At 57.7% G+C, this 23,303-nt stretch carries 24 protein-coding genes, 2 tRNA genes and 1 pseudogene; 12 read left to right on the top strand and 15 right to left on the bottom strand.

All coding sequences use genetic code 11. From position 1 onward, the window contains the following. Window positions 1-113 precede the first annotated feature (113 nt). A complete protein-coding gene (gene uxaC, locus JHC09_RS15555) occupies window positions 114-1,532 on the bottom strand; it encodes a glucuronate isomerase (protein WP_199532720.1) in 1,419 nt (472 codons plus the stop codon). Window positions 1,533-2,382: 850 nt separating this feature from the next. On the opposite strand from uxaC, the gene JHC09_RS15550 reads away from it, so the two are divergent. The 3 genes from JHC09_RS15550 (at window position 2,383) to JHC09_RS15540 (ending at window position 5,318) form a co-directional block, all read left to right on the top strand. Then, entirely contained in the window at window positions 2,383-2,910 is a 528-nt protein-coding gene (locus tag JHC09_RS15550; protein WP_199532717.1) for a biliverdin-producing heme oxygenase, read from the top strand. Beyond that, window positions 2,897-5,023 carry a histidine kinase dimerization/phosphoacceptor domain -containing protein gene (locus JHC09_RS15545; protein WP_199532715.1) on the top strand — a complete coding sequence of 709 codons (2,127 nt, stop codon included), beginning with the start codon at window positions 2,897-2,899 and terminating at the stop codon, window positions 5,021-5,023. The genes JHC09_RS15550 and JHC09_RS15545 overlap by 14 nt, the downstream gene beginning before the upstream one ends. A gap of 76 nt (window positions 5,024-5,099) precedes the next feature. Then, window positions 5,100-5,318 carry a hypothetical protein gene (locus JHC09_RS15540; protein WP_169196652.1) on the top strand — a complete coding sequence of 73 codons (219 nt, stop codon included), beginning with the start codon at window positions 5,100-5,102 and terminating at the stop codon, window positions 5,316-5,318. 96 nt (window positions 5,319-5,414) lie between these two features. On the opposite strand, the gene JHC09_RS15535 is transcribed toward JHC09_RS15540, so the two are convergent. The 10 genes and pseudogenes from JHC09_RS15535 to JHC09_RS15495 all read right to left on the bottom strand — a co-directional run bounded on the left by JHC09_RS15535 (window position 5,415) and on the right by JHC09_RS15495 (window position 11,195). Then, complete coding sequence (locus JHC09_RS15535; RefSeq protein WP_248306093.1) at window positions 5,415-5,882, bottom strand: YidB family protein; 468 nt, start codon at window positions 5,880-5,882, stop codon at window positions 5,415-5,417. A gap of 24 nt (window positions 5,883-5,906) precedes the next feature. Continuing rightward, entirely contained in the window at window positions 5,907-6,161 is a 255-nt protein-coding gene (locus tag JHC09_RS15530; protein ID WP_199532709.1) for a GlsB/YeaQ/YmgE family stress response membrane protein, read from the bottom strand. Window positions 6,162-6,345: 184 nt separating this feature from the next. Beyond that, window positions 6,346-7,275: an ABC transporter substrate-binding protein gene (locus JHC09_RS15525; RefSeq protein WP_199532708.1), complete on the bottom strand. Its 930-nt coding sequence runs from the start codon at window positions 7,273-7,275 to the stop codon at window positions 6,346-6,348. Window positions 7,276-7,369: 94 nt separating this feature from the next. Next, window positions 7,370-7,549 (bottom strand): DNA gyrase inhibitor YacG, encoded by a 180-nt coding sequence (yacG, locus tag JHC09_RS15520; protein ID WP_199532707.1) that lies wholly within the window; start codon window positions 7,547-7,549, stop codon window positions 7,370-7,372. Beyond that, window positions 7,549-8,187 carry a Maf-like protein gene (locus tag JHC09_RS15515; protein WP_169196648.1) on the bottom strand — a complete coding sequence of 213 codons (639 nt, stop codon included), beginning with the start codon at window positions 8,185-8,187 and terminating at the stop codon, window positions 7,549-7,551. Before JHC09_RS15515 ends, yacG begins: the two co-directional genes overlap by 1 nt. 8 nt (window positions 8,188-8,195) lie before the next feature. Continuing rightward, window positions 8,196-8,414, bottom strand: coding sequence for a translation initiation factor IF-1 (gene infA / locus JHC09_RS15510; RefSeq protein WP_035082742.1), 219 nt, complete (start codon window positions 8,412-8,414; stop codon window positions 8,196-8,198). Window positions 8,415-8,490: 76 nt separating this feature from the next. Next, on the bottom strand, window positions 8,491-8,919 hold the full coding sequence (locus JHC09_RS17000) for a hypothetical protein (RefSeq protein ID WP_349236564.1): 429 nt from the start codon (window positions 8,917-8,919) through the stop codon (window positions 8,491-8,493). A gap of 57 nt (window positions 8,920-8,976) precedes the next feature. Next, a pseudogene (locus tag JHC09_RS16995) lies at window positions 8,977-9,450 on the bottom strand (UPF0262 family protein); the annotation flags it as partial. An 8-nt stretch (window positions 9,451-9,458) separates the two neighbouring features. Further along, window positions 9,459-10,751, bottom strand: a complete 1,293-nt coding sequence (hisD, locus tag JHC09_RS15500; protein WP_199532705.1) for a histidinol dehydrogenase — start codon at window positions 10,749-10,751, stop codon at window positions 9,459-9,461. 12 nt (window positions 10,752-10,763) lie between these two features. After that, complete coding sequence (locus tag JHC09_RS15495; RefSeq protein WP_169196646.1) at window positions 10,764-11,195, bottom strand: DUF2948 family protein; 432 nt, start codon at window positions 11,193-11,195, stop codon at window positions 10,764-10,766. 177 nt (window positions 11,196-11,372) lie between these two features. On the opposite strand from JHC09_RS15495, the gene JHC09_RS15490 reads away from it, so the two are divergent. Next, on the top strand, window positions 11,373-12,854 hold the full coding sequence (locus tag JHC09_RS15490) for an FAD-binding oxidoreductase (protein WP_199532704.1): 1,482 nt from the start codon (window positions 11,373-11,375) through the stop codon (window positions 12,852-12,854). Between the two features lie 138 nt (window positions 12,855-12,992). Here the strand turns inward: JHC09_RS15490 and murA are convergent, their stop codons facing one another. Next, the gene (gene murA / locus JHC09_RS15485) at window positions 12,993-14,285 is read right to left on the bottom strand and encodes a UDP-N-acetylglucosamine 1-carboxyvinyltransferase (protein WP_169196644.1); all 1,293 of its coding nucleotides are present in this window, start codon (window positions 14,283-14,285) and stop codon (window positions 12,993-12,995) included. 413 nt (window positions 14,286-14,698) lie between these two features. Between murA and JHC09_RS15480 the strand changes: the two genes are divergently transcribed. Both JHC09_RS15480 and JHC09_RS15475 read left to right on the top strand, forming a co-directional pair. After that, window positions 14,699-14,773, top strand: a tRNA-Thr gene (locus tag JHC09_RS15480). Window positions 14,774-14,821: 48 nt separating this feature from the next. After that, window positions 14,822-14,896: transfer RNA gene (locus JHC09_RS15475), tRNA-Thr, on the top strand. A gap of 91 nt (window positions 14,897-14,987) precedes the next feature. Here JHC09_RS15475 and JHC09_RS15470 read toward each other — a convergent pair. Further along, entirely contained in the window at window positions 14,988-15,569 is a 582-nt protein-coding gene (locus JHC09_RS15470; protein WP_199532703.1) for a response regulator transcription factor, read from the bottom strand. Between the two features lie 61 nt (window positions 15,570-15,630). Here JHC09_RS15470 and JHC09_RS15465 point away from each other — a divergent pair, with 61 nt between their 5' ends. From JHC09_RS15465 to JHC09_RS15455, 3 genes are all read left to right on the top strand, one after another. Next, window positions 15,631-17,199 carry an MASE1 domain-containing protein gene (locus tag JHC09_RS15465; RefSeq protein ID WP_199532702.1) on the top strand — a complete coding sequence of 523 codons (1,569 nt, stop codon included), beginning with the start codon at window positions 15,631-15,633 and terminating at the stop codon, window positions 17,197-17,199. 123 nt (window positions 17,200-17,322) lie between these two features. Further along, window positions 17,323-18,081, top strand: coding sequence for a cytochrome c oxidase assembly protein (locus JHC09_RS15460; RefSeq protein WP_199532701.1), 759 nt, complete (start codon window positions 17,323-17,325; stop codon window positions 18,079-18,081). Continuing rightward, window positions 18,071-18,583, top strand: a complete 513-nt coding sequence (locus JHC09_RS15455) for a CopD family protein (protein ID WP_199532700.1) — start codon at window positions 18,071-18,073, stop codon at window positions 18,581-18,583. Before JHC09_RS15460 ends, JHC09_RS15455 begins: the two co-directional genes overlap by 11 nt. Here JHC09_RS15455 and JHC09_RS15450 read toward each other — a convergent pair. Then, a complete protein-coding gene (locus JHC09_RS15450) occupies window positions 18,564-19,121 on the bottom strand; it encodes a DUF2231 domain-containing protein (RefSeq protein WP_199532699.1) in 558 nt (185 codons plus the stop codon). The genes JHC09_RS15455 and JHC09_RS15450 overlap by 20 nt on opposite strands. 42 nt (window positions 19,122-19,163) lie before the next feature. Between JHC09_RS15450 and coxB the strand changes: the two genes are divergently transcribed. The 3 genes from coxB to JHC09_RS15435 are packed head-to-tail and all read left to right on the top strand — an operon-like array spanning window position 19,164 to window position 22,602. Next, window positions 19,164-19,793 (top strand): cytochrome c oxidase subunit II, encoded by a 630-nt coding sequence (gene coxB / locus JHC09_RS15445; RefSeq protein ID WP_349236562.1) that lies wholly within the window; start codon window positions 19,164-19,166, stop codon window positions 19,791-19,793. Beyond that, complete coding sequence (gene ctaD / locus JHC09_RS15440; protein WP_199532697.1) at window positions 19,790-22,291, top strand: cytochrome c oxidase subunit I; 2,502 nt, start codon at window positions 19,790-19,792, stop codon at window positions 22,289-22,291. The genes coxB and ctaD overlap by 4 nt, the downstream gene beginning before the upstream one ends. Continuing rightward, window positions 22,291-22,602: a hypothetical protein gene (locus tag JHC09_RS15435; RefSeq protein ID WP_199532696.1), complete on the top strand. Its 312-nt coding sequence runs from the start codon at window positions 22,291-22,293 to the stop codon at window positions 22,600-22,602. The genes ctaD and JHC09_RS15435 overlap by 1 nt, the downstream gene beginning before the upstream one ends. A gap of 62 nt (window positions 22,603-22,664) precedes the next feature. On the opposite strand, the gene JHC09_RS15430 is transcribed toward JHC09_RS15435, so the two are convergent. Continuing rightward, window positions 22,665-23,054, bottom strand: coding sequence for a PRC-barrel domain-containing protein (locus JHC09_RS15430; RefSeq protein WP_169196636.1), 390 nt, complete (start codon window positions 23,052-23,054; stop codon window positions 22,665-22,667). Window positions 23,055-23,303: the final 249 nt, after the last annotated feature.

Below are 23,303 nucleotides of genomic sequence, written 5' to 3'. Positions count from 1 at the left end.
CATTAGAGCAGATGCCGATGCAGGATACGACGGGAATGGCGCGAAAAGCGGGCTGAAGTACGGCACGCCCTAGAGATTTGGCGGAGCCATGCCCCGCCAAATCATTTTCCTGTTTAGCGAATTTTATAGGCGTCCTTGGCAGCCTGATAGCTCAGGTGCTTGGCCAGATCTTCGGCGGTCGATTTGGTGATGCGATTTTCGCCGACCCAACGGCCTAGGAAACCGCAAACCTCACGCCGCCAAACGTCATGGCGCGCCGGGATCGACAACAAGGCGCGCGTATCATCGTTGAAGCCTGCCAAATTATAAAAGCCAGCGCTTTCCACCACCTGATCGAGATAACGGCGAATGCCCTGCGGACTGTCGTGGAACCACCAAGGTGGTCCAATCATCAGCGATGGCCAATAGCCTGCCATAGGCGCGAGTTCCCGCGCATAGGTGGTTTCATCCAGAACGAACATCAACAGACGGAGATTCTTTTCGTTGCCACAGCGCGACAACAGGGCCTTCAATCCACCAACATAATCGGTTGGCCCCGGGATGTCGGCACCAAGGTCGGTGCCGCGCTCGTCAAAGAGCAGCGGATCGGTATTGCGACGCGAACCCGCGTGAATCTGCATCACCATGCCGTCTTCGACCGAGAGCAGAGCCATTTCCGTCATCATCTGGGCGCGGAACAGTTCTGCGTCCTGCGCGTCGTGGCGCTTGGCCAGAATTTTGTCGAGCAGCGCCTGCTTTTCGACCAAGGGCAAATCGGCGGTATTGGCGGTTGGCACGCCATGGTCGGTCGCCACAGCACCATAGCGGCGGAAGTATTCACGCCGCGCCCGATGCGCATTGATCAGGCCATCCCAGCTCGTAATATTCTCGCCGGTGATCTCACCAAATTTTTGCAGGTTTTCGGCAATCGCTGCGCGGCTTGGATCGGTCACATCGTCTGGGCGATAGGTGGTGCGCACCTGCCCAATGAGACCCTGCGCCAACATCGACTGATGATGCACAAGCGGATCGAGTGCGAATTCGGTGGTCGCGATGACCTCGACCGAAAAGCGTTCGAGAATGGCGCGCGGGCGCAGCTCTGGTGAGCCCAGCTGGCCCTCGATCTGATCAAAGATCGCGTCGGCTGTCGCCCCGGACAATTCCTCGGTGATCCCGAAAACAGCATGCAGCGAGTGATCGACCCAGGTCTTGGACGGTGTGCCTGCGAACAAATAATAGTTTTCCGCAAACAGCTTCCACGCCTTGCGTTGGTCGGTCTCGACCGGCTTGCCATCCTTGCGCGGAATACCTAGCGCGTCATAGCTGATGCCGCGGCTCTTGAGCATGCGCAGCACATAATGGTCCGGCGTCAGAAACAGAGCGGTCGGCGAAGCAAAGCGCTCGTTCTGGGCGAACCAGCTCGGGTCGGTGTGGCCGTGCGGGGAGACAATGGGGAGGTCTTTCACAGCCGGATAGAGGTCCCGGGCAATCGATTGCGCGGGCTCTGAGGCCGGAAAGAGACGATCGGGGTGCAGATGGGCTGGGTGTGTCATGAGGGCGTTTGTGCCACGTTCGCGCGGGCCAATCAACATCTGCCATACAAGATTACAGCGCTCGGCATTTAAGTCGAATTAACCGCGTTCATCAGTTCTGGTTCGGAAGATAACCCGGTGCAGCTAAGCTCCCTTATCCGGGCGAGAACAGAGACAATCGCCAGCCCGCCAGCTGCTCCATCCCAGGAGGAAAAGGTGTCACACAGTCCCGCTCCAATTTCGGCCACCGCGCTGTCTGAAGCACGTCGCAATGCGCGCCACCGCGCGCGCGTTGACCGCATCTATATTATGTTTGCATCGGCGAGCTTAGCAGCCTTTGGTATCGTGGCCACGGCGAGCGCTTTACTCACGAACCTCCTATAAGCACCGAGCACATGGCTGGTATGCGCTTGGAATTTTGCTAAGCGCACCTATCTCTCCAATCAAGAGAGCGACGACGACAGTTGCTGCTCTCGCAGTTCGGATCGGGTTGAGCTTAGCCTCGTGCGTTTCTCCTCCCTCCATGCGCGCGATGCGCTCCCCGCCGACACCAAAGCCCGGATGCTGGTTTCCCTCCCCAGCGTCCGGGCTTTTTTTATGCGCGCGCATCAACCATCAAATAACGCCTCACACCCTTGCAAGACTTATGCAATTATTTCTAATAACAGCAATTAATTATGACTTTTATTTCCGCCGATTGCGCCACATCAGCGCCAACAAATCTGCAACACCACGTCAGTTCAAGAATATCAAATCCTCAATCGCAGACGTTCTTTCCGAAAAGTGAATAGTCTTTACAGTGCCTTATGATAAATCTTTCTCGAATAATTGAAGTCGAGAGAGGGCTTTGAGACTGACGAGAGAACTTTCATTGCGCAGTGTTCTGCGCGCAGAAACCAAAGACATTCATAGTCAACTCGACAGCATCACAGGAATATTTTCAAATATTGAGCAATATAGGCACTTTGCAACGGCCACCTACCGGTTTAGGCTCTCTTTAGAGTTTGCCCTAGACTCACTCGACATCTGGAGCCCGCAAAAGCTGGGCCCGTATCTTTGCGATGATCTTGACGATTTAGGCGTTACGCGCCGCCCTTGTCCTCGCTCTTATTCCATTCGTTTAAACACCGCCGAACAAGTTGGAGCGCTTTACGTGCTGGAAGGCTCGTCCCTCGGGGCGCAGCTATTGCTGCGTCGTGCCATCGCCCTAGGTTTTGATGCCCAATTTGGCGCCCGTCACTTGGCGCAGCAAGTAAGCGAGCCTAGGCGTTGGCCTCACTTCGTCGCCCTTCTCGATAGCCTTCCTGAACACCTCCATCATCAGGCCATCGCCTCTGCCAAGCGTGTGTTCGAGCACGCGTTTGATATCTATAGGGACCCAGCCAATGACATCCATTGACAGGTCCGATCTGAATGCCTGTGATCTCGAGCCCATTCACATTCCCGGCTCGATCCAAGGCAATGGCGCACTGTTTATCGTTGAGCCGACCTCCGGCACGCTCGTTGGTTTCGCTGGCGCGCTCGATGAGCATGTTCTGGGCCAAAAGCTTGCCGATATCCTGGATCTAAATTGGGAGACCTTGAGAGATCAAACCCCAGCGCAGGGCGTCCATATCAGCGCCCCAGTGGTTTTCTCTGGTCGCACCTACGACGTTCTCAGCTATCGCAGTGACGAACATTTGGTTGTCGAGCTTCTCTATAGCGAGGAAGCAAGGCCCATTGATGCGTCTTTCCTCGCACAATTCCACGCGCATGAGGCTCGGCTTGAACGGGCGGGAACGCTGGAAGACCTCGCCAATGAAGCCGCCCTCGCCTTTCACAGGCTCACCGGCTTTGACCGCGTTATGGTCTATCGCTTTGTCGAAGGTGATGCCGGAAAGGTCTTGGGCGAGTATCGCTCCCCCGGCTTCTCCAGCTTTATGAACCATCATTTCCCGGCAAGTGATATTCCCAAGCAGGCCCGGGCTCTCTACGTCCGGAACAAGGTACGGGTCATTGCCGATGTGCACTCCCAGCCCCAGCCGATTATCAGCGCCAGCTCCAAGCTCAAGTCGATCGACCTCTCGGACTCCGCTCTGCGCAGTGTGTCGCCTGTTCACATCCAATACTTGAAAAACATGGAGGTGGGCGCATCAGCCTCCATGTCCATTATCAAGGACGGGCAGTTGTGGGGGCTCATCGCCTGCCACCACCATTCGCCTAGAAACATCGCGCTGACCAATCGCATGGCCAGCCAAGCGCTGGCAACGAGCCTGTCGCGGCTGTTGAAGGTGCGAGAAGAAGGCGAATTTTACCAGCAACGCATTCGCTTGCGCACGCAGGAAGATGCAATTCTCTCTCGCCTCGGCGATGAATGTCACCTCGGGCAATTCTTCGCCAAATCCGGCAGCTATCTGGCCACGCTCTTGGATGCCGATGGCTTTGCCGCTGTGCAAGGCACAGAGGTTTATAAAGTCGGAGCCTCGCCGAGCGAAGCGAGCATCCGCGAGCTGGCGGAATTTGTTCGTGCGCCCGCTCTGGTCAAGCCAATCGCAACCCATCACCTCTCGGTGCTCGTGCCGTCCGCCGAGGCTTATAAAAACATTGCCAGCGGTCTCCTCGGCGTCACCATGCCCACTGAAGTGCCGACCATCCTCATGTGGTTCCGGGCCGAACATCTGCAAACGGTGCAATGGGCGGGCAATCCGCACAAATCCAGCACTGGCGACCCCAGCACGCCTTTGACGCCGCGCGCCTCATTCGACGAATGGTCCGAGACCGTCAGTGGCCGCTCACGCCAATGGTCGCTTGCTGAAATTGAATCCGCGTCACGCGTCGCGCGTATGCTGCTCGATGCACGCAACAACAGCCGCATCCGCCAGTTAAATCGTGAGCTTACGGCGACGGTTCAGGAAAACGAAAACCTGATGCGGCAGAAGGATTTCCTCCTCAAAGAGGTCAACCATCGCGTGCAAAACAGCCTGTCCATCGTCGCGGCATTCTTGCGCATGCAGTCGCGCGGGACGAGCGATGAGGCGCGCCGCGAATTGCAGCAAGCGGAGCGCCGTCTGATGGCGGTGTCGCTGGCGCACCGACGCCTCTATCAAGACGAAAGCGTCGAGACCATCGATCTCTCGCGCTATCTTGAGGAGCTGGTTCACGAGCTTTTCGACACACTGGACGGCCAGTGGCGCAAGTCGCTTCAACTTGACCTCGCCCCTGTGCTCATTCCCACAGACAAGGCTGTCACCCTTGGCCTGATGCTGAACGAGTTGATCACGAACTTGGCTAAATACGCCTATAACGGCGCGCCCGGCCCCGCCCGTATTTCGCTGTCGCAACATCTCCAAACTATTCAGCTTACGGTTTCAGACAAAGGCAAGGGTATCGACGGCACCGTTTCAGGTACCGGATTTGGCCAGAAAATGGTTCAGGTGTTGATCCAACGCCTCGATGGAACCCTAAGCTTTGAGGACAATAACCCTGGCACGCGCGCTATCGTCCGTGTTCCGATAACCGGCGATAAGGATTGATCGGCCAAGGCGTTAGCACGACAGTGTGAGGGAACCTACGGTTAACCAAATTCATTGGGGTCATGGAAGGAAAACCATGCCCCAGTTTCGTATTGTCGATTTGCGCGCAGCGCAGAAGGAAACCGAACACAAGTTGGACGCACAGACGCCGGAGGCGGCGGCTGGCGAAGCCTTGGGAATGCACCTATTCCGTAGCGGCGCCAAAAGAGACCTCATCTGCCGCGTTTATTGGCAAAGCCCAGGCGGCACCAACATGGTCCGCCTCTACGGCAAGACCCTGCCCAGCCATTCCTGATTAATCCAATGATCGACGGTCGCCCGGCGACCGATGTTTCAATATGAAAAGGGCCGCCCCAAGGGCGGCCCTTTTACTGTCTCTGATCAAGGCTTCTTAGAGCCCCGAGAACCGCTGACGCAGTTCGTCCTCGTTCTGTGGGAAGCGGCCATCTGGGGTTGCCCGATCGACAGCTTCCGGAATGTTTTGCGCAAGGCGATTGAGCAACTCATCATAGTCGAGCCCGGTATCGCGCGACAGATTCATAAGGTTGTCCCGGCCAATGGCCTGTTCAACCTGATCGCGCGACAGTCCCTGTGTGGGCACGCCGGGTGTGATCCAAGAATCGGCCTGTTCGCGCTGACCTGAATTGCGGAAGGTATCGAGCAGATCATTTAATCCACCCATCAGTCCGCCCTGACCAGCGGCAGAGGAGTTTACACCTTGCCCTGATCCCGCGGTGCGATTGCCCACCTGGTCTCCAACTTGCCCTAGGATTTGGCCAAGTTTGTCTCGATGCTGAAAGCCTGCGACGGCTGCCATGCCTAGAAGCGCCAGAATAGACGGCATACCACGGTTTGACATGATGAAACTCCTCTTAGTGTTTGATTAGGCCCGACGACCCGCGATGGCACCCCAGACGAAAAGGATGATGATCGCACCAACGATCGCGCCGATCAGCCCTGCACCTTCACCGGCCGAGTACCAACCGACAGCTTGACCGAGATAGGACGCCACGAAAGCGCCGATAATCCCGAGAATGGTGGTAAGGATGAAGCCCGAAGGCTCATTGCGGCCCGGAACGATGAACTTAGCGATCACGCCGGCGATAAAGCCAATGATGATAGTCCAGAGAATGCCCATTTTTAGCCCTCATGTTAACGACTAGGGAGAAACGGGCCTCTAGCGACTTCGTTGCGCATGAGCGTGCATTTGCCGTTCACATTTCACCATCAGAGCCACGCAAGGGCCTCAAGACCGGGGTAATGGCCGTAAAAAAAGCGCCCGCCGAAAAGGCGGACGCATCACTTCGCAAGGGATAAAAAGTTTAGAGAAGCGCAGCGCGCACGTCGTCGATGATCACACCGAAACTGATCGGGCCGACCGACTGGTTCCAGGGTTCAATATTCACTTCATAAACATGCCCTGCCGCAACGGCTGGCAAGCGCTTCCAAAGGTCCATCTCTTCAATCGAGGACATTTTGTTCTCGTCTTCGACCATCAGGAAAATATAGTCGGCCGTGAGCTGGGTGAGGTTTTCGAGCGAGACCTCGGCGTGGTCATCCGCCATTGGAACACTCTCATGCGCCGTCAAACCCAAGTCTTGATAGAGAACTGGGCCAGACCGACGCGCACCGCCATAAACGCGGATGTCTTTTTCGCGCACGCGCAGTAGCAAAATGGTCTGGTCGCCCAGCGCGGCCTGCAGCTCCGTCTTGGCTGCAGCGGCCTTGGCTTCGTACGCATCGATGGCCGATTTAACCGCGTCAGCCTGGCCAAGCGCATCCCCAAGCCCGACATACCATTCACGCCAATCTGCTTCCGGTTCATCCAGCAGAATAGTCGGTGCTATGCCGGTGAGCCGCTCGTAATTGCTCTCCTGCTGCTTGGCTTGCGCTAAAATCAGATCGGGATTGAGGTTGAGCACGCGCTCAAAGTCGGGCTCGGAATGGTTTCCCACGGTCTCAGTGGCCGCTAGCCCGTCGACCAGTTGCGATGGCATGCCGGAGGGGCGATCAACCGAACCAATCGGAGCCAGGCCCATGGAGATCAACGCTTCAGCAAAGACATTGTGCAAGGTGACAATGCGCTCTGGGGCGACGGGAATAGTGGTCTCGCCTTTCGCGTGCTGAACGACACGTTCGGCATCGGTTGCACTGACCACCTGAGCCACTTGCGCCAAAGCCGGCGTCGAGAGGGCAAAGCCAGACAGCAGTCCCGCTACAGACAAACACAACACCCGGTATGACAATCTCACTTCAGCCTCCAGCCCAAATAACATGACAGTGAATGTCACGTTATTGAGCTAGGCACAATAGGGCTGCAGCTTAGGGTCCGTTGTGTGTCCGGCCTTAAGTTTCGGCGTCGAAATCGGGGAAAGGTTCGTCATCCTTTGCCGGAATGACATAGGCGCCAGAAAGCCAGCGGTTGAGATCCACGTCCGCGCAGCGACGCGAGCAAAAGGGCTTAAATTTTTCTGCGGCCGGGGCCCGACCGCAGATAGGGCATAGAGCTTCAGCTTTCTCGGCCATTAGACGCCAGAAACGCTGGATTGGTTGAGCCAGTTAAAATGCACGGGATAGCCATCGCCAGCCAGAAGCTGCGTGGTTTCGTGCAAGGGCAGGCCCACGACGGCCGAATAGGAGCCGACGAGTTTGACGACGAAAGACCCGGCAATCCCCTGAATAGCATAGCCCCCTGCCTTGCCCCGCCATTCGGCGCTAGCAAGATAGGCTTCCATCTCTTTATTCGAGAGACGCTTGAAGCGAATGCGTGTCTCAACCAGACGCTGACGTTTCGCCCCTGATGGGGTGAGCAGCGTGATGCCGGTGTAAACACGGTGGGCGCGCCCCGAAAGCAGCCGCAGGCATTCTGCAGCTTCTTCCATTGTTTCTGCCTTTGGCAGAATGCGCCGCCCCACAGCAACCACTGTATCCGCGCCCAGCACCAGGCCGGTGTCGCCATATCCGGCGATACGAGCCTTGTGCTGTGCGGTGATCGCTTTCAGGTCTGCCAGACGTTGTGCGAGCTTTCGCGGCAACTCCCCCTTCTCAGGGGTTTCATCGACATGGGCTGGCACCAGATGTTCCGGCTCGATGCCGACCTGGTTGAGCAATGCCAAACGACGAGGCGATGCGGACGCCAGAATGAGTTCCGGACGACTGGCCACGGTTTGCCTTACTTAAAGCGATAGGTGATACGACCCTTGGTCAGGTCGTAAGGCGTCATTTCGCAAAGAACCTTGTCGCCTGCGAGAACGCGAATACGGTTCTTACGCATACGGCCAGCAGTATGAGCGATGATTTCATGCTCATTCTCTAGCTTCACGCGGAACGTCGCGTTGGGTAACAATTCGGTGACCACGCCCGGAAACTCGAGCACTTCTTCCTTGGCCATACTTTCTCCTGAGAAGGCCCCCGCTGCCACACATTGGCGCGTCAGGGCCACAAATTTGGGCGGAACCTACTTCAATTCAATTGTTTTGTGAACCACCGGAAACCAAAGGTTCCAAGCGTTCGCGAACACGACGTCGCAATTGATCGCGCAAACCTCGATAGGCATCCAAAACGAGCGCGCGACTTCCCTCTACAAGGGAGGGGTCTTCCACCTGCCAGTGCTCCACCGCTTTTGCTTCAAGGCCCTTGCGGGCCACAGCATCGGGGGCGTCATCAGACAGTGTGATAACAAGGTCGAACTTGTTGGCAACCAGTTCGTCCAAAATATGGGGTGTATGAACGCTCATATCAATACCAACTTCCTCCATGACTTCATGGACGAATTGGTCGGCTTTACCACCGTTAACCCCCACAGAACGGGCAATTATTCGCCCTGGGAAGGCTTGGCGCGCAAGCGCTGCAGCGATCGGCGAGCGCACTGAATTCATCGAGCAGACAAACAGCACTGTGGGCAGTTCGCTGGTCGCTTCGTCAATGCGGGAGGCATAGGGTTGCACGGCGCAAATCAGCGTAAACAGGCGGCGCGCGGTGTTGAGATCGATGATGATCTTATTGTCGAGCCGCGTCCTTAAAAGCTCTGCTGCCTCATTGTGCAGACCGCGCCGCGCCATATCGACAGTCTCGATCTGGAACGGTTGCGCCGAACGAATGGCCTCATAATAGGCTTCGCGGATGCGAAAATAGTCGCGGATAAGTCTGCGAAACGGCGTCAGCGAGAGATAATGGGCAGCAATGGGCTTAAAATTCTCTGGGTCGCGGACGTCTAAAACGATCGAATTGCCGATAATCGAGACGTGCAGCGCATAAGGTCCTTCCGCCGCGACGCGCGCCGGGCGGAAGGTGTTGTCCTCAAGCAGATCATAAATGGCAATGCGCCACTCATGCACCTCGTCAGGATTGATCGAGGTGATGGTGTTAGGGTCGAGCGTGACGGTGACCAGACGATTGGTGTCTATGGTCACCGGCTCTGTGCCCATGCTTATGCTCAACGGTTCAACCGTATAGAAATCGAGCGACCATGCCCGGCGAGGCCTTCAACCTCGGCAATGGTCACTGCAGCATCAGCCAATGCAGCCAGCGATGAGGGCGTGCAGCCCAAAATCGAGGTGCGTTTCACAAAGTCCAGCACGCCGAGCCCCGAGGCAAAGCGCGCCGTACGAGCTGTTGGCAAAACGTGATTCGAGCCACCAACATAGTCACCAATGGCCTCTGGCGTGTGATGGCCCATGAAGATCGCGCCGGCGTGGCGGATCTTGGCCACCAGCGCCTCAGGCTCATTGACCGCCAACTCTACGTGCTCGGAAGCAATGCGATTGCCCAGCTCAATGGCAGTGTCCAGATTTGGCACGGTGATGACCACGCCAAACTCTTCCCAGCCTTCGCCCGCAATCGCGGACTTCGGCAGAATAGCGATTTGGCGCAAAACTTCAGCTTCGACCGCATCAGCGAGCGCCGCATCGGTCGTGACCAGAATGGACTGTGCACCACCACCATGTTCAGCCTGCGCGATCAAATCGGCAGCGACCCAAGCTGGGTTCGCTGAACTGTCTGCGATGACGAGCACTTCGGACGGTCCGGCGATCATGTCGATGCCGACTTGGCCAAAAACCTGGCGCTTGGCTGCCGCCACAAAGGCATTGCCCGGGCCGACCACCTTGTCGACACGCGCGATGGTGTCGGTGCCGTAGGCGAGCGCGGCAACAGCCTGCGCCCCACCAACTCGGTAGATCTCTGTCACGCCCGCAATTTGCGCAGCACAGAGCACCGCTGGGTTCACTTCGCCGTTTGGCGTTGGCACGACCATGGCGATGCGCTCGACGCCCGCAACCTTGGCCGGAACGGCATTCATCAAAACCGAGGATGGATAAGAGGCCAGACCACCCGGAACATAAATGCCAACAGCGTCCACCGCAGTCCAACGACTGCCCAATGTCACCCCAAGATCATCGGTATAGAGATGATCGACCGGCTTTTGCTTTTCGTGGTGCGACTTGATGCGGTCATGCGCGGTCTGCAGGGCCGCACGCACATTTTCCGGAACCTGCGCTGACGCGGTAGCAATTTCCTCAGCGGTAAAGCGCAGCGTTTGCGCTGTCACATTGGCGCGATCAAACTTATTGGTCAGCTCAACAACCGCAGCGTCACCACGGTCGCGCACATCAGCGATGATGGAGGCGACGATATCGTTGACGTCTTGGCTGGCTTCACGCTTGCCCGACAGGAGCGCCACAAATTGGGCTTCAAAATCGGACGCGGCGCTGTCGAGGCGAACGGGCATAGTGAACTTTCGTTAGTCTAGGGAGTGGGCCGGGCGCGCAGTCGCTGCCCAGGCAGCACCAAGATCGGCCAAGCGCGCTTCAAGGCAATCGACCGTCAGGCGCACAGTGCCACCACCGGCAAAGCGCAGCTCAACGATGCCCGCAGGCGCATTTTGCTCTTCGAAGGTAACGGCCAGCAAGGACACCACGCCTTCAGGCGAGGCCGGATCAAAGCCCGCAAATGCAGTGTTGGTCACGTGCTCGAAATGCATCCCCGTGCGCTTGCGCAGGCCTTTGCTCCGCGGTTGATCGGCGGTCCAATCAAAACGGTTCATCAGCAGGGCGAAACGCTTATCGCCCTTGGCATAGCCCATGTCAGAAACGCGAATAACGGCGTCCTGCACATGTGCGGAAACAACTTCGAGGTCTTCGCTATCGAGCGCGAGCAGCTTGAGGTCGGTCATGGGGCGGCCTTGTTCTTTGTCAGTAAAGCCCATTTGGTCGTGACAGGACCGATCTACAAGGTTGGCGGGCCAAGAGCAATCGCATGCACGCCAGTTGAAATGCATGGGCGCTGTGCAAATGCGCATTTTTGGAGCAAAAAAGCGCACAGCTTTTGATTTGCTAAATTTGGACCGAACATGCTGACCCGTCGTCTTTTTCTCACCACCAGCTTGGCGTCGCTCACCGCCTTCGGCCTGCTCCCCGCCAAAGCGGAAGTGTTTTTCGTTGAGCCCAGCGCGGTTTCTGCAGATCAATGGGCGGTATTGAAAAAGCTTCTCGGCGATCAGCTGGTTTCCCCAACCGACTCAGCCTTTGCCAATGCGGCCCTGCCCAATAATCTTCGTTTCGAAGCGGTCAGGCCCCAAGCCGTCGCCTATTGCCGAACGGCTCAAATGGTGGCGGAGGTCGTTCTGTGGTGTCGCGACAATGCGGTGCCCTTCGCAATCCGAGGGGGCGGCCATTCCTACGCTGGCTACTCCACAAGTGCCGGCCTCATTATCGACATGGCCGATATGGGCGATATTGCTTTTGACCCACCAAGCGGGGTCGCCACCATTGGTGCGGGCGCGATCAATTCTGCCATTTACGCTGCGTTGGATGAAGCGGGGCGCACCATCACCCACGGCCGCTGCCCCACTGTCGGTGTTTCCGGTTTCCTGCTCGGCGGCGGCATTGGTTTCAACATGCGCCGCTTCGGCATGGGATGCGATCATGTTGTGGGCGCTGAAATCGTCACCTCCGACGGCAAAGTTCTACAACTCTCTCAAACCGAGAACGCCGATTTGTTCTGGGCTGTGCGCGGCGGCGCAGGCGGCAATTTTGGCGTGATGACCAAGTGGCAGCTACAGACCCACCCCGCCGATGAAAGCTTGACGGTCTTCCGCATGGTCTGGCGCGACAATGTTCTGGACGTCGCCACCAAGCTCTTCGAGACGCTCGATGCGGCCCCAACAACCATCGGCACGCGCGTCTCGCTGGGCGCGTTGAACCAAACTATGGCTAACCGTGGCCGACAAGTGCCTTTGACGCTCCTCGGGCAGTTTGCAGGGCCTAAGGAGGCCTTCCTGGAGCTGATGCAGCCGGTGCTTGAGATCGGCACACCCGATTTCGAGGCGATCGAGGAACACGCCTATTGGGCGGCCCAGGATTTCCTCGCCGAGGAGGGCGAACCCGCCTATTACCGCGAGCGCTCGACCTTCCACCAGAGCTCACCCGACCGGGCGTTTCTGGCGAGCGCCATTGAGAAAATGGCACACTGGCCCGGCACCGGTTCCTCGGGCAATCTGGTCTTTTTCCAGACGGGCGGCCAAGTGAACACTGTTCGCAGCGACGCGACGGCCTTTGTTCATCGAACCAGCCACTGGCTCAGCACAGCAAATCTGAGCTGGTCGGAAGATGACGCCACAAAGCCTGCGATTGTCGATGCCGCCTGCGCTTGGCAGGACGACCTCTATAGCGTGGTCACAAGCGCTGACACTAAGGGCGCGTTCCAGAATTTTCCTGACCCAAGCCTATCCGATTGGCGGACCCGCTATTACGGCGAAAACCTGCCACGCCTTGAAGCCATCAAAACCGCGACTGATCCCGAAAAACTCTTCCGCTTCGAGCAGTCGCTGTAGGCATGCCCAACGCTATACCCATCCCCTCCTCGATCACCGGGAAAAGCCCCGTCATGCGGTAGCGGAGAGATAGGCCCAAACAAAAAGCCCCGAACCAAGGTCCGGGGCTTTTCAATAATGAGCGAAGCGCGTCGCGCCTTAGCCAGCCAGACGCTCGATCTCTGCGCCGCAACGGCTGAGCTTGTCTTCGAGACGCTCAAACCCACGGTCGAGGTGGTAAATTCGGTTCACAACCGTTTCACCCTTCGCCGCCAGACCAGCGATGACCAGCGACACCGAAGCGCGCAAATCAGTTGCCATCACCTGCGCGCCCTTAAGCTGGGGCTTGCCGGTGATTGTTGCGACCTGACCATTGACCGAGATATCAGCGCCAAAGCGCACGAGTTCTGCCACATGCATGTAGCGGTTCTCGAAAATGGTTTCGCGGATTTCGCTGACGCCATTGCTCATGGTCATGAGCGCCATGAACTGCGCCTGCAAATCGGTGGGGAAGCCTGGGAATGGCTCCGTTTCGACATGCACTGGCAAGATCGGCGAGCCATTGCGGCGCACACGAATGCCATTGCTTTCAGTAATCAGCTCAACCCCGGTCTGACCCAGAATGGTCAGTGCCGACTGCAAATGATCGGCGCGTGCGCCACGCAGCAGCACATCGCCACCGGTCATTGCGGCCGCCATGGCAAAAGTGCCGGTTTCGATACGGTCCGGAATCACTTCCACGGTTGCACCATGCAGACGCTCAACGCCTTCAATGGTCAGCGTGCGTGTGCCAATGCCCGAAATCTTAGCGCCCATGGCAACCAAGCATTCGGCGACATTGGTGATTTCCGGTTCTTGCGCCGCGTTCTCAATAACGGTTGTGCCCTTTGCCAGGGTCGCCGCCATCAGGATCGTGTGCGTCGCACCGACCGAAACCTTGGGGAAATTCACAGTGGCGCCGACCAAGCCACCGGCTGGTGCGCGGGCAACCACGTAACCCTCGTCAATCTCGATCGAGGCACCCAGCGCGCGCAGACCTGTCAGGAACAGATCGACAGGACGGGTACCGATAGCACAACCGCCCGGCAGGGACACGCGCGCTTCGTGGCAACGGGCCAGCAGCGGGCCAATAACCCAGAAGCTGGCGCGCATCTTGGAAACAAGATCATAGGGAGCGGTTGTGTCGACGATATCAGCGGCGTGGAAGGTCATACGCTGACCCACGCCTTCTTCTTCGCCGCGACGACGACCGTGAACGGCGATATCAACGCCGTGATTTTCTAGGATGCGTTCAAGCTGCTTAACGTCCGCAAGGCGCGGGACGTTGTGGAGAACCAAAGGTTCATCGCTCAGCAACGACGCAATCATCAGTGGCAGTGCAGCGTTCTTCGCGCCCGAGATCGGGATTTCGCCCCGAAGCTCATTGCCGCCGACCAAACGAATACGATCCATAAAGAGAAGTCCTCAGAAATGGCCTTAAGGGCCTGCTACCTGAAAGGGAGGTAGGCGAGGTCTTCGTTGCCGCGTAGGCTAGACCAGCCGCACTCTGGAAAGGGTGACGTGTTAAAATCGCCCGAAAATGGTTTACGGAGTCTTGTCCGGCACCGTTTTCGACACCTCAAATTCTGGCCCCGCCTCGCGTCCAGAGACACGAGCGCGAGCCTGCTCTTTGCGGCGCTTGAGATTCTCACGCAGCTTTGCGGCTAATCTTTGCTCACGCATCAGTGCTTGCTCGGTTTTTCCCACAGTTCAGGCCTTCGATTCCAACGGTGGTGTTAATAGAGGCTTTTTGCGCTTGCGTCGACCAAATCGCTATGGCAAATGAGCCCTCGTCGCCGCAAGGAACACCAAGCCTTAGCGAAAATGCTGCCGTAGCTCAGTGGTAGAGCACTCCCTTGGTAAGGGAGAGGCCGCGAGTTCAATCCTCGCCGGCAGCACCATTCCCCAGAAGAGGTTCTGTATAGTCCTCCTTTGCGAGCGCAAACCATGCTGCCGTAGCTCAGTGGTAGAGCACTCCCTTGGTAAGGGAGAGGCCGCGAGTTCAATCCTCGCCGGCAGCACCATTTCTCCTCCCAATACGACACGATCTTTTTAGAGCGATCAGTCGTTTGACCTCGACTTACAGTCTTAAAGAAAAAGTTGCGGCTCGTCCGGCTAGCGGTTCAGCGCCGCAAAATGCGCGCGATTGGTCGCTCCAGATTTTTGCAGAATCCGGCGCACGTGCACTTTCACCGTCGATGGTTCGATGCCCAAACGGTCGGCAATAATCTTGTCCGACTTGCCTTCAGCGAGCAGCAGCGCCACTTCCCCTTCCCGCTCAGACAAAACCTGTTCCGCAGGCGCCACCAACAGTTCTGGCGGGACAAAGCGTTCGCCATCCAAAATCAGCCGCAGCGCATGAATCAGTGTTTTGGGCGTCAGGTTTTTCGGGATCCAGCCGCGCGCGCCCTTATCGAGCGCTGATTTGACCAGAACGTTGTCCGTGTGCCCCGACAAAATCGCTACGGGCAAATCTGGATAGAGTTCGCGCAATTGTGCAACGGCTCTAATCCCATCCGTATCAGGCATGGAATAGTCCAGCAGAACCAGATCCGGCAGGGCTTCTGCCTTGAGCACGTCCAGTAATTGCGCGACGCTTGTGACCGCCTTCACCACGCAATCGGGATCACTCGCTTGCAAAAGATAATGAAGCGCTGAACCAAACATGGCGTGGTCGTCTGCAATCAGAATACGCATTATTTTGTTCACTCAATGCTAATTATAAAGCTATATATGGATTTTTACGTTCCGCACCAGAATGATAGCTAAAAAATATGTAGGGCAAATCGGTCAACTCGCCATTTTAGTTGTGGCGTGGCTGGCCGCTTATAAGCTCGCCGCGATGGCCGAGGTCTTTAAGCCCTTCTCCAGCTTGTGGTTTTTACCTGCGGGCGTCAGCCTTTCCATTTTCTTGGCCGCGCCCGGCTGGCTCAAAATTTCGCCACTGATCGCCAACCTTGCACTCGCCGTTCCCGGGTTAGACAGTTTTTTCAACGTCGGCGACAATGCGGCTCGCGACCAGATACTGCACGCCATACGTCACTGCGGTATCTATTTTACTGCCGCTGTCGTGCTCAAAAAGCTTCTCGGCCCCAATATGGCTGTGCCGAATATGCGAGCCACCACCACATATATTGTGGTGATCACCATTGCCGCTGCCCTCTCGGCATTTAGTGGCGTTTCGCTGCACGCCCTCTTGGACAATATCTCATGGGACATTTCACTGGACATCATTGCGCACTGGGCCATTGGTGATGCTGTCGCGACCCTTGTGCTGCCGCCACTGCTCGTCCCTGTTCTCATTGCCGTATTAGGCGTAAAACCGCTCCCGCCCCATTGGCCTTCACTATCCGATTGGCTTAGGGAACTGGGCATTATTGCCCTAGCGATGGGCGTTGCCTTCGGGGCCATGGTCATTGACCCCGCCTTGGGCAGTCTTTGGTACATCACCCTGCTGCCCCCGATTTTCTCCGGTGTGCGCAAGGGCATAATGCAAGCTGCGATCAGCGCCTTTCTCATCGCGTCGTTTACGCCAATCGTCGCCAAGCTGTCCTATTTCAGCAGCGAGCCTTTGGCGCTCTCCGTGCTACTGGCGATAACTGCCACGGCCTCATTACTGGTCGGGACAGCTGTCTCCATGCAGCGCCAAACTCTCGAGCAATTGGACGCGCAAAACCAAAAGCTTGAGGAAAGTGTTCTCGCGCGCACTTCTGAACTCGCTGAGGCCTACGAGTTTGAACGCCACTTGGTCCGCTCGCTCGGGCATGATTTGCGCCAACCCCTGCAGACCATAACCATGCTGGTTGAAGGCATGGCGATGCGCAAATCTGAAGACGAGCCTGTCCTCAATGCGCTTCGTCAAATCAGCGCAACCATGAGCAATTTTCTCGATGGTGTCCTCAACTACGCCCTCACCGACCCGGGAACAGTAACGCCCCGCAACACGCCCCTCCGGGCCTGCGCGGTCCTTGCTGCGCTCGAAACCATCTATCTCCCCATTGCCGAAAAGCGCGGGGTGAGGCTGCATGTGCAACGCGCCGATGCCGAATTTCAAAGCGATGAGGTGCTTCTGCGCCAGGCCCTCTCGAACGATCTCGATAATGCCATTCGCCTCAGCGCGCCGAACAGCACGGTTTCGCTGCGACACGAGATGCGCGACGGACAGCACGCCTTTATCGTCGCCGATGAAATCGCTGTCGAATACGCCCATCCTCCTGGAACCGCAGGCTTTGGCTACGGCATCATCGCCCGGGTATGCAAAGTCCTCAACGCGACACGGATTAAAGAGAAAAACATCCGCGGGATCTTGCTGCCCGCTAACCCATAGTGAGTTTCCCGCGGTTTCTGGAACGGACCTTGGAGTGCTGCGTTGATTTCGTGATGGGCTGAGCATGGGGCGACCCTGTATGCGCTTGCCTATCGGTACCGCAGCTCTGTTCCCTCGAGGTCCATGCCCCAGCCGACAGACTACGACCTGTCCTATTGCGGCCCCGCGCCCAAACTCGCCGATCTGGCGACCCGCTGGAACTTTGAGCCGTTACTTCTCACCGCCCTCGCCCTTGTCGCCCTAGCGGGCTGGCATTTTCTTAAGCATCAGCCTCGCGCGCAAATGAGGGCCTTCTGGGGTGCGTGGTCGTTCGCGGCTCTGCTTTTTATCTCCCCGCTGTGTGCACTCACTGTGGCCCTCGTCTCGGCCCGTGTTAGCCACCACATCCTCCTCACCATGCTCGTTGCGCCCATGCTGGCCTTAGCTCTGCCAATTCGACTGGGGCAGGCCATACCAGCTGTCGCAACACTCATCCTCGCCACCATCACGCTTTGGTTCTGGCATTGGCCTGATCTCTACACTGCGGCTTTCGCCCATCCGGCCTTCTACTGGGCCATGCAGGCGACCTTTCTGGGCAGTTATACAGCGCTCTGGCTCGTGCTTTTACGCAGTCCAAACATTTTTACCGCAGGCCTCACCGCCTTAGCCGCCGCCATTCAAATGGGGTTTTTGGGTGCTCTTTTGGTCTTCGCGCCAACCCCACTCTACGCGCCACACTTGGCAACGAGCTTTGCCTTCGGCTTAACGCCGCTCGAGGATCAGCAATTGGCAGGTCTCATCATGTGGGTTCCGGCCAATCTTCCGCTCCTGGCTGTCGCCGTTTGGCGGCTTGTGGCACTCCTCGCCCCCGCCACCCAGCACGGGCGCGCCGATGGGCAGTGATCTCCTGCTCATCTGGCTCAAGTTCGCCCATGTTGGCTCTATTGTCCTATGGTCCGCCGGGCTCATCTGCCTGCCCGTACTCTACGCCCAACGCAAAGCCCTCGTCGACGAGCCGCTCCACCGCCTCCACAATTTCACGCGTCTTTTCTATGTCGCGCTGGTTTCGCCAGCCGCCTTTGTCGCCATAGGTTCGGGGACGGCGCTGATCATCCTCCAGGGAACCTATGAGAATTGGTTCTCCGCCAAGCTTTTTGCCGTTTCCATCATGACCGGCATCCACATTTTCACCGGTCTCACCATTCTCAAGCTCTTCGAGCCGAATAAATCCTATCCACTCTGGCGCATGATTTTGGTCATCACACTGACGGTAATCGTCATTCTCACCATTCTCACCCTTGTTCTGGGCAAGCCGCGCCTTGAGTGGCCCGAATTCTTCATCACGCACTTCAGCCCCGGCAAGCTTCGCGAAATCGCCTCAGACCTTACTGGCGAGTGGAAATGACGGTGCCGATGCCATGATCAAACACGAGCTTGCCCCCGTGCCACCCGGCAAAACCCGCAGCCATGGCGCTGAGCAGCGACAGCATCAAACCACCGGGCAAAACCGCCTCGGGGTTGGTCATGCGCAGCCCGGCATTGGCGGCAACGATGGCCAGCATGACCATGGCGGCGATGGCGTGGTTCCAGCTGGCAACACGCACCCGAATGCCCGGCACGGCCAGCAATTCGAGCGTGCCAACGATAGCCGCGAGCACACCGAAAACGAAGGCCGCACCCGCCGCCCACATGCCAACCTCCAGCCAAAACGGATTGGCCGACCACCAGTAAAAAATATCGACGCCCAGCGTTGCCATGACGAAGGCGATAGGGAAATGCACCAGCATGGCGTGGATGGGGTGTCCCGCCACCGCAATGGCCGAACTAATGTCCTTGTCCGCCACTTGGCGAATTTGCGGATTGGGATGATCCGAATGCGCCTCGGGGGGCGCTTCTTCGCGCTCGATTTCCCGCTCTTCCGCCTGCCGCGTGTTCTCGCCCATCACGTCCCCTCCAAACTCGTTGCTCTTGGAGCAACGTCGCTCGTGCTGGCCGGTTGCACAGGCGAGCTCTCCACCCTCGACCCTGCAGGTCCTCGCGCCGAAAATCTCGCCACGCTGTGGTGGGTGATGTTCTTTGGGGCAGCCGTACTTTTCGGCTTGGTCTTGGCGCTCTTTGCGCTGGTCTATCTGCGTCCCCATTGGGCGCAAAAGATTACCCCGCGCCAATGGATCATCGGTGGCGGTCTCATTCTGCCTATTCCCGTCCTGACAGTCCTCACCGGCACGGCGCTTTTTCTGGGAGAGCAATTGCTGCCAAAAGGCGATGCGCCCCTCGTCATTGGTGTCGAGGCGCAACAATGGGCTTGGACAATATCCTATCCCGCAGCCCCCAATATGCCCGAGAGCTCGACCCTCCACATTCCTTCCGGCGTGCCCGTTGATTTGGAGATCACCTCAAGAGACGTGATCCACAGTTTCTGGATCCCCCGCCTCGGCGGCAAGATCGACGCCATTCCCGGCAAGACCAATCGCTTCCGCATCGAGGCCAGCAAGCCCGGCGTCTATTGGGGCACCTGCGCCGAATATTGTGGCATTGGCCATGACACCATGCAGATGCGTGTCGAGGCCCACACGCCCGAAGATTTTGCAGCACTGATGGAGACTGCGCCATGAGCGATCAGCCCCTATCGCCCATTGCCCTACACAAAGCACTTGATCGCATCTGGCGCACGCCACCCGGCTGGGGTCGCCTGTCCAGCGTCAATCACACCATTTTGGGCAAGCGCTTCATGGTTTTAGCGCTGGTGTTTTTCGCCATCGGCGGCCTCCTCTCCATGCTCATTCGCGCGCAGTTGGCGACACCTAATAGCGCTTTTATCGGCCCCGAAATCTACAATCAGATTTTCACCATGCATGGCGTGGTGATGATGTTCCTCTTCGCCATTCCCATGTTTGAGGGCTTCGCCATCTACATGCTGCCCAAGCTCTTGGGCGCACGCGATCTCGCCTTCCCGCGCATGACCGCCTATGGCTATTGGTGCTATCTGTTCGGCGGCAGCATTTTGATCATCGCGCTCTTGGTCGGCGCGGCTCCCGACAGCGGCTGGTTCATGTATACCCCGCTGTCCTCCAAGCCCTTTACCCCCGGCATCAATGCCGATGTCTGGCTCTTGGGCATCACCTTTGTCGAAATCTCCGCCGTCACAGCCGCCGTCGAAATTTTCGTCACCATTCTCAAAATGCGCGCGCCGGGAATGTCCCTCACCCGCATGCCGCTCTTTGCTTGGTATATGCTGGTCACGGCGGGCATGATGATCATCGGCTTTCCGCCATTGATCCTCGGCTCCATCCTTTTAGAGCTCGAACGCGCGTTCGGTCTGCCCTTCTTTGACCCAACACGCGGCGGCGATCCGCTCCTTTGGCAACACCTCTTTTGGCTCTTCGGCCACCCCGAGGTTTACATCATCTTCCTGCCCGCAGCCGGGGCCATCTCGACCATGATCCCGGTCTTTGCCCAACAACCAATCCTGGGCTATCGCGCCATTATCGCCGCGATTGTCGCCATGGGCTTTTTGTCATTTGGCCTGTGGGTCCACCACATGTTCACCGTGGGCATTCCGCATTTGGCCCTCGCCTTCTTCTCCGCGGCCAGCGCGCTCGTCGCCATTCCCACCGCGGTGCAAATCTTTGCGTGGCTCGGCACCTTGGCATCAGGCAAGCCACGCTGGGACGTGCCGATGCTTTACATCTTCGGCTTCTTTTTCGTCTTTGTGTGCGGCGGGCTCACCGGGGTCATGCTCGCCATGGTTCCCTTCAACACGCAGGCGCATGACACCTATTTCGTCGTCGCCCATCTCCATTATGTGCTGGTGGGCGGTTTCGTCTTCCCCATGCTCGCCGCGCTCTACTATTGGCTTCCTCATATCAGTGGACGGAAGAGCCTTTATAAGCTCTCGATCCCGGCGTTCTGGCTGATCTTTATCGGCTTCAACCTCACCTTCTTTTTAATGCATCTCACGGGCCTCATGGGCATGCCGCGTCGCATCTCCACCTATCCCTCAAACTGGGGCTGGGACTGGCTCAATCTCTTGAGTTCGGTCGGTGGTTTTATTCTCACCATGGGCTTTGCCCTCGTCCTCGCCGATCTCATCTTGCAGATAAAACTTGGTCGTCGCTTCGGCCGCGATCCATGGCAGGCGGCAACGCTGGAATGGGCCACGCCCGCCCCGCCACCGAGCTATAATTTCGCCTCCCTCCCCCATGTCGAGAGCCGCGCCGACCAAGTACGACCCGCCCTCATCGGGCCACGCCTTGCGGCAGGCGAAGGCTATCTCGGCTTTGCCCGCAACAATGAGCAGGAGACCCTCGCCGTCGACATGGTGACGGGCGCGGTCGAGCATCTCGTCATCCTGCCGCAAAATTCCTTCCTCCCCCTGTGGACCGCCCTCGCCACCGGCACATTCTTTGTGTCCTTCCTCTTTGGGCTCTATTGGTTCGCCCCATTTGGCGCATTGCTCACCATTGCCCTTTTCTTCTGCTGGACCCATCGCCTGGGTCGACAGCACGACACCGGCCCCGTCGATATCGGCCGCGGCGCCTCTGTTGTCCGCGATGGGGAAAGCCCTTGGAACCTCACCGTGCTCGCCAACCGCACAGCACTCGCGGTCGATAGCACACTCTATGCCTCGCTGCTGTTCGGCGGGGTTTTCCTTCTCACCATCGCCCCCGCGTGGGATCGGTTGACGCCTATCGCCCTGCCCTCTGTCGCGCTTGTCGCGGCGGCCCTCGCCTCTGGCCTTGCAACCCTATGCGTGTTCTGGACCCGCCGCTCGAACGCACAAAACACCTCCATTGCCCTGCCCTTGATCGGCGCACTGTTCCTCCAACTCGCCACGATCATTGCCGTGCTGACTCTAATGTTTGCCGTGCCGAACCCAACTGAGCACGCGCGCAACGCCACAATGCTGGTCACTTTGGGCTACGCGGCCATTCACGCTGGCGTCGCTGCCCTCATCACGGGCCATGCGCTCTGGCGCGCCGCCCGAGGCTATGTCTCCGCCGCTCGCGCCACCGATGTCACGCTTGCCTGGCTTTGGACCACCTATGCGTTTGGCGCACTCATTCTCGCCCTCGCCATGACCTATGGCCTCTCTCTCGTTGGAGGGCCGTGATGATCCGCAACCAGAGGCCGCTACTTCTGCTCATCGCAGGCTTCACCGCTTGGGCGCTGGCTTTCAGCGCACTTTACGCCATTCAGGCGTTGGGCTGCGTGTACAATTGGCTTGGCGCACACCGCGCCATGCTCATTACCGCCTATGCCATTTCTGTTCTGGCCTTAGCGGCCATCGCTCTGCTCACGCCCAAACTCACAGACCCATCAATGCCGACACTGTCCCAATCTGCCATTTGGGCCAATTGGGCAGCGCTGTTCTCCGGCGTCTTGGTGTTCTTGCCTGTCACCTTCGCCAGCACCTGTTTGTAGCCTTAAAAAAGAAAAGCCCCCTCAGTGACGAGGAGGCTTTCCTTACAAACTTCTGCGGCTGGTTAGATCCAGTACGGGGTCACACCATAGTAGTCGTAGATACGACGACCGTTGTTTTCCTGCCAGAACGCTTCTTCATCGTCGCTGTAGCGCGGCGCGCCTTCCAGCTGGTCCTTGCTGATATCAACGCGATAGCCGCCAAGGCTTTCATCGTATTTCAGCTTGTCCCATGGCAGCGGGTAGTGGTCCTCACCGAGGCCCAAAAAGCCGCCGAAACTCAGCACGGCATAGGAAACCTTACCGCTGCGCTTTTCGATCAAGAGACGGTTGACCGCGCCGATATGTTCTCCAGCAAGGTCGTAAACCTTGGTGCCTTCAACCTTGTCGGAGGCGATGAGGTCATGGGTTTCCTTAACGTCGACGGTAGCGACGCGGGCGTCATCATAGGCCATTTTCGATGCTCCTTCTTGTGTTGCGATGAAGGGCTAACGGCTCAACGCGCGAGGGGTTTCCTCAGATAACGGAGCTGTTACTCGCGCAGCACACAGAAGAACTTAAGAGTTCATTCCTAGGAATGATTTCTTTTTACTTGCAAATTCTAAAGAATAAAAATAGCATAATCGCAGTCGCACTTAAGTACTACCCCTATCGGACGGCGCGACTGCTTAGTGCAAACTACAGTTCACGGATGAGTGATGAGG

It is taken from the genome of Devosia sp. MC532, from assembly GCF_016461625.1.
Classification (GTDB): Bacteria; Pseudomonadota; Alphaproteobacteria; order Rhizobiales; family Devosiaceae; genus Devosia.
The sequence above is the reverse complement of the archived record's forward strand: the minus strand, read 5'-3'. Positions and strand labels throughout refer to the sequence as shown.

What these genes read in the sequence shown, in the direction of transcription:
- JHC09_RS15460 (WP_199532701.1), top strand. Translation starts at nt 17,323, where the DNA reads ATGCCCCAGCCGACAGACTACGACCTGTCCTATTGCGGCCCCGCGCCC.
- uxaC (WP_199532720.1), bottom strand. Translation starts at nt 1,532, where the DNA reads ATGACACACCCAGCCCATCTGCACCCCGATCGTCTCTTTCCGGCCTCA.
- JHC09_RS15545 (WP_199532715.1), top strand. Translation starts at nt 2,897, where the DNA reads ATGACATCCATTGACAGGTCCGATCTGAATGCCTGTGATCTCGAGCCC.
- JHC09_RS15490 (WP_199532704.1), top strand. Translation starts at nt 11,373, where the DNA reads ATGCTGACCCGTCGTCTTTTTCTCACCACCAGCTTGGCGTCGCTCACC.
- JHC09_RS15430 (WP_169196636.1), bottom strand. Translation starts at nt 23,054, where the DNA reads ATGGCCTATGATGACGCCCGCGTCGCTACCGTCGACGTTAAGGAAACC.
- JHC09_RS15530 (WP_199532709.1), bottom strand. Translation starts at nt 6,161, where the DNA reads ATGGGCATTCTCTGGACTATCATCATTGGCTTTATCGCCGGCGTGATC.
- JHC09_RS15495 (WP_169196646.1), bottom strand. Translation starts at nt 11,195, where the DNA reads ATGACCGACCTCAAGCTGCTCGCGCTCGATAGCGAAGACCTCGAAGTT.
- JHC09_RS15455 (WP_199532700.1), top strand. Translation starts at nt 18,071, where the DNA reads ATGGGCAGTGATCTCCTGCTCATCTGGCTCAAGTTCGCCCATGTTGGC.
- JHC09_RS15470 (WP_199532703.1), bottom strand. Translation starts at nt 15,569, where the DNA reads ATGCGTATTCTGATTGCAGACGACCACGCCATGTTTGGTTCAGCGCTT.
- JHC09_RS15535 (WP_248306093.1), bottom strand. Translation starts at nt 5,882, where the DNA reads ATGTCAAACCGTGGTATGCCGTCTATTCTGGCGCTTCTAGGCATGGCA.
- JHC09_RS15435 (WP_199532696.1), top strand. Translation starts at nt 22,291, where the DNA reads ATGATCCGCAACCAGAGGCCGCTACTTCTGCTCATCGCAGGCTTCACC.
- yacG (WP_199532707.1), bottom strand. Translation starts at nt 7,549, where the DNA reads ATGGCCGAGAAAGCTGAAGCTCTATGCCCTATCTGCGGTCGGGCCCCG.
- hisD (WP_199532705.1), bottom strand. Translation starts at nt 10,751, where the DNA reads ATGCCCGTTCGCCTCGACAGCGCCGCGTCCGATTTTGAAGCCCAATTT.
- murA (WP_169196644.1), bottom strand. Translation starts at nt 14,285, where the DNA reads ATGGATCGTATTCGTTTGGTCGGCGGCAATGAGCTTCGGGGCGAAATC.
- JHC09_RS15465 (WP_199532702.1), top strand. Translation starts at nt 15,631, where the DNA reads ATGATAGCTAAAAAATATGTAGGGCAAATCGGTCAACTCGCCATTTTA.
- ctaD (WP_199532697.1), top strand. Translation starts at nt 19,790, where the DNA reads ATGAGCGATCAGCCCCTATCGCCCATTGCCCTACACAAAGCACTTGAT.
- JHC09_RS15540 (WP_169196652.1), top strand. Translation starts at nt 5,100, where the DNA reads ATGCCCCAGTTTCGTATTGTCGATTTGCGCGCAGCGCAGAAGGAAACC.
- infA (WP_035082742.1), bottom strand. Translation starts at nt 8,414, where the DNA reads ATGGCCAAGGAAGAAGTGCTCGAGTTTCCGGGCGTGGTCACCGAATTG.
- JHC09_RS15450 (WP_199532699.1), bottom strand. Translation starts at nt 19,121, where the DNA reads ATGGGCGAGAACACGCGGCAGGCGGAAGAGCGGGAAATCGAGCGCGAA.